This window comes from Streptomyces fulvoviolaceus, assembly GCF_000718165.1.
GTDB lineage: Bacteria > Actinomycetota > Actinomycetes > Streptomycetales > Streptomycetaceae > Streptomyces > Streptomyces fulvoviolaceus.
The window spans coordinates 1-4,254 of record NZ_JOEY01000128.1; the positions used below are offsets into that span (position 1 = coordinate 1).

Genomic DNA, 4,254 nt, shown 5'->3' on the forward strand with positions numbered 1-4,254 from the left:
ACCACATCCGCCCCCAGCCACGCCAGCAACTGCGTCGCCGACGGCCCCGACTGCACATGCGTCATGTCCAACACCCGCACACCCTCAAGCGCCTTCGTCATGCTCGCCACCCTCCCACATTGCATATTGCATACCGACTAGGTCTGTTGTCGAGCCAGTTGCCGGGCGGCGCCCTTGCACGGGCGCCGCCCCAGCTCACCTCACGGCATCAACTGGTACTCCGGGAAGTTCCCGGGCAGCCGCTCCCCCGCCGGGCCCTGGGTGACCGCGCGCACCAGCAGGTCGCCGCCGACGAAAGCGCCGCGCCAGGAGGCGCCGAACCCGCCGAACAGTTCGTCACGGTCGCCCCGCGAACGCGGCTTGCCGTGACCGACCTTGAACGCACGGATCTGCGGGACGAGCCGGTCGAAGGTCTCCCGGTCGTCCGTGGACAAGGTGGCGACCAACGCGCCGTTGGACGCGTTCATCGCGGCCAGCAGCTCCGCCTCCGTGTCGACCAGGACGATGGTGTCGACCGGGCCGAAGGGCTCCGCGTGGTGCAGCGGGGAGGACGGCGGCGGGTTCAGAAGCGTGACGGGATGGACGTACGCCGAGGTGTCCTGGCCGGGCAGGAAGCGGGCCTGGCTCAGGCTGCCGCGGTGCAGCGGGACGGCGCCGCGGTTGATGGCCTCGGCGACCTGGTCGTGCAGTTCCTTGGCCTTGGCCGCGTTGATCACGGGGCCGAAGTCGAGTGCCGGGTACGGGTCGTCGGGGTGCTCGACGGCGAGCGGGTGACCGACTCGCAGGGTGCGGACCGCCAGCAGGTAGGCGGCGAGGAACTCGTCGAACAGTTCACGCTGGACCACGAAGCGCGGGTAGGCCGTGCAGCGCTGCTTGCCGTAGTCGAAGAGCTTGGGGATGACCGCGGTGAGCGCGTCCCAGTCCGAGTAGTTCCAGATGCCCCAGGTGTTGAGTCCTTCCTGTTCGAGGACATGACGTTTGCCGAGGTCGGCGACGGCCGTGGCGACCGCGGCGCCGGTGTCGCGTCCGCCGACGAAGGAGACGCAGCCGATCTCGGGCGCCTTCACCAGCGCCTCCGACAGCTCTCCCCCGCTGCCGCTGACCAGGGTGACGGGTATCCCCTCGCGGGCGGCGAGCGCGCAGGCCAGGGTCAGACAGGCGACGCCGCCGTCGGTCGGGGTCTTGGCGATGACCGCGTTGCCTGCCAGTGCCTGGACCAGCATTGCGTGAACGAGCACGCTCATCGGGTAGTTCCAGCTCGCGATGTTGGACACCGGGCCGTCCAGCGGAGCCCGGCCGGCGACCATCGGCTCGATGCCGTCGACGTACCAGCGCACGCCGTCGATGGCCCGGTCGACGTCCGCCTGCGCGAGCCGCCACGGCTTGCCGATCTCCCAGACGAGGAGGAGGGCGAGGAGTTCGCGGTGCTGGGTGAGGGCGTCGAGGGTGGCCGCGACGCGGGCGCGGCGCTCGTCGAGGGGTACGTGGCGCCAGGCGCGGTGCTGGTCGAGCGAGGCGCGCACGGCCTGCTGGGCGGTGGCCCGGTCCAGGCGCGGCGGGCCGGCGATGGGGCTGCCGTCGACGGGGCTGGTGGCGGGCAGTGCCCGGCCGTCCGCCTGCCAGGCGGCGTTCCAGAGGTTGAGGACGCGGTCGTCGCGGAACGCCTCGGGGGCGACGGCGAGGCATCGCTGCCAGGCGTCGGTCCAGGACGTACCGGACTTCACCGTGAGGTGGGTGGAGTTGAGGGTGGTTGCCATGCGATGTCTCCGCTCTCGGTGCACAGTCGGGGGCGGGGGGTCTGGCATCTGCCGAACCGCAGAATGCGTGCCCGCGCGACCAGTTGGTCGCGTGTGTAGGTCGCACATGTAGGTCGCGTCCGAGGGGGAACGCGGTGAGGCCGGACTGTCGTCGACAGTCACTCCCTGTCAACGATGACTGACGTCGCGTTCCGTTTCCAGATGGGCCAGCACCAGCCGAGCCGTTTCGGTCGGGGTACTGCCCACGCGCACTCCGGCTGCTTCCAGGGCCTTCTTCTTCGCCTCGGCGGTGCCGGACGAACCGGAGACGATGGCTCCCGCATGCCCCATGGTCCTGCCCTCGGGTGCGGTGAAGCCGGCGATGTAGCCGACGACGGGCTTGGTGATGTGGTCGCGGACGAACAGGGCCGCCCGTTCCTCGGCGTCGCCGCCGATCTCCCCGATGAGAACGATCAGTTCGGTGTCGGGGTCGTCCTGGAAGGCCGCCAGGCAGTCGATGTGAGTGGTGCCGACGACGGGGTCTCCGCCGATGCCCACGCATGTCGAGAAACCTATGTCCCGGAGCTCGTACATCAGTTGATAAGTGAGCGTGCCGGACTTGGAGACCAGGCCGATGCGGCCCGGTTTGGTGATGTCGGCGGGGATGATGCCCGCGTTGGACTGGCCGGGCGTGATCAGGCCCGGGCAGTTGGGGCCGATGACGCGCGTGCCCTTCTTGGCGGCGTGCGCGTGGAAGGCGACGGAGTCGTGGACGGGGATGCCCTCGGTGATGACGACGACGAGTCCCAGTCCGGCGTCGGCGGCCTCCACAACGGCTGCCTTGGCGAACGCCGGTGGTACGAAGACCACGCTCACATCCGCTCCGGTCGCCTCCCTTCCCTCGCGCACCGACCCGAAGACGGGTACGGCCCGCTCATCGAAGTCGGCGGCGCGACCGGCCTTGCGCGGGTTGACGCCACCGACGACGTTCGTGCCGGCCGCGAGCATCCGCCGGGTGTGCTTCATGCCCTCGCCGCCGGTCATGCCCTGGACGAGGACCTTGGACTCCTCGGTGAGGAAGATGGCCATGTCCCGCTCCTTCAGCTGGTGTGGGCGAGTTGGGCGGCGCGGCGGGCGGCGCCGTCCATCGTGGTGGCCTGCTGGACCAGGGGGTGGGCGTGTTCGTCGAGGATGGCGCGGCCGCGGACCGCGTTGTTGCCGTCGAGGCGCACGACGAGCGGCTTGGTCAACTGCACGGCATCCAGGGCCTGGACGATGCCGTCGGCGACCGCGTCGCAGGCGGTGATCCCGCCGAAGACGTTGACGAAGACCGACTTCACGGCCGGGTCGGAGAGGATGACGGACAGCCCGTCGGCCATGACCCGGGCCGACGCCCCGCCGCCGATGTCGAGGAAGTTGGCGGGGCGGGCACCGCAGCCGGCGACCACGTCGAGGGTCGACATGACCAGTCCGGCGCCGTTGCCGATGATGCCGACCTCGCCGTCGAGCTTCACGTAGTTGAGGCCCTTCGCGGCGGCTGCCTCCTCCAGTGGATCGTCGTGCACCACGTTCTCGGCACCCCAACGGGCCTGCCGGAAACGGGCGTTGTCATCGAGCGCGACCTTCCCGTCGAGGGCGAGGATCTGCCCCTGCCGGGTGCGGACGAGCGGGTTGACCTCGACGAGGACGGCGTCCTCGCGGACCAGCACCCCCCACAGTCGTACGAGGACGTCCACGGTCTGCGGTGGCAGCCCGGCGGCCTTGGCGATCTCGTACGCCTTCGCGGAGGTGACGCCCTCGGCCGGGTCGATGGGGATACGGGCGACGGCCTCCGGCCGTCCGGCGGCGACCTCCTCTATCTCCATGCCGCCCTCCGCCGAGGCGATCGCGAGGAAACGGCCCGCCGCGCGGTCGAGGACGTAGGCGACGTAGAACTCGGTCTCGATGTTGACGGGTTGGGCCAGCATGACCTTGCCGACCGTGTGTCCCTTGATGTCCATGCCGAGGATCCGACGTGCCGTGAGCTCGGCCGTGGCCGGGTCGGCGGCGAGCTTCACACCGCCCGCCTTGCCCCGGCCCCCGGTCTTGACCTGCGCCTTGACGACGACAGGGCCGCCCAGCCTGCGGGCGATCTCACGTGCCTCCTTGGGTGAGGCGGTGACCTCGGCCCTGGGCACCAGGATTCCGTGTTCCTCGAAGAGCCCTCGGGCCTGGTGCTCGTACAGGTCCATGATTCGACTCCCGTCTGAAAAGTGATGCACGACTTAAAAGTGCTGCACGACCCCTGGACATCACCCATCGGATGCGGGATAACAATCTTCATACAGTATTCGTCGACTGTATGCAATGTGCCGAACGTGGCCCACGACCACCGCCGCCAGGACGCTCGAGGCAGCGAACAAGTGAGGTGACCTGTGACGACGAAGGCGCTTGAGGGTGTGCGGGTGTTGGACATGACGCATGTGCAGTCGGGGCCGTCGGCGACGCAGTTGCTGGCGTGGCTGGGGGCGGATGTGGT

The 4,254-nt window shown here is 69.5% G+C and carries 5 protein-coding genes; 1 reads left to right on the forward strand and 4 read right to left on the reverse strand.

Features of this window, described 5'->3' with window-relative positions; all coding sequences use genetic code 11:
* The 4 genes from IG08_RS59855 to sucC all read right to left on the reverse strand — a co-directional run.
* A partial coding sequence (locus tag IG08_RS59855) for a CoA transferase (RefSeq protein WP_158812422.1) occupies positions 1 to 101 on the reverse strand: 101 nt, incomplete at its 3' end.
* 99 nt (positions 102 to 200) lie between these two features.
* Positions 201 to 1,757, reverse strand: a complete 1,557-nt coding sequence (locus tag IG08_RS0152970; protein ID WP_030621962.1) for an aldehyde dehydrogenase family protein — start codon at positions 1,755 to 1,757, stop codon at positions 201 to 203.
* Between the two features lie 168 nt (positions 1,758 to 1,925).
* The gene (gene sucD, locus IG08_RS0152975) at positions 1,926 to 2,825 is read right to left on the reverse strand and encodes a succinate--CoA ligase subunit alpha (protein ID WP_030621963.1); all 900 of its coding nucleotides are present in this window, start codon (positions 2,823 to 2,825) and stop codon (positions 1,926 to 1,928) included.
* An 11-nt stretch (positions 2,826 to 2,836) separates the two neighbouring features.
* A complete protein-coding gene (gene sucC / locus IG08_RS0152980; RefSeq protein WP_030621964.1) occupies positions 2,837 to 3,967 on the reverse strand; it encodes an ADP-forming succinate--CoA ligase subunit beta in 1,131 nt (376 codons plus the stop codon).
* A 183-nt stretch (positions 3,968 to 4,150) separates the two neighbouring features.
* On the opposite strand from sucC, the gene IG08_RS59860 reads away from it, so the two are divergent.
* Positions 4,151 to 4,254 (forward strand): CoA transferase (locus IG08_RS59860; RefSeq protein WP_158812423.1); only part of this gene is annotated, 104 nt, incomplete at its 3' end.

What these genes read in the sequence shown, in the direction of transcription:
- sucD (WP_030621963.1), bottom strand. Translation starts at nt 2,825, where the DNA reads ATGGCCATCTTCCTCACCGAGGAGTCCAAGGTCCTCGTCCAGGGCATG.
- sucC (WP_030621964.1), bottom strand. Translation starts at nt 3,967, where the DNA reads ATGGACCTGTACGAGCACCAGGCCCGAGGGCTCTTCGAGGAACACGGA.
- IG08_RS0152970 (WP_030621962.1), bottom strand. Translation starts at nt 1,757, where the DNA reads ATGGCAACCACCCTCAACTCCACCCACCTCACGGTGAAGTCCGGTACG.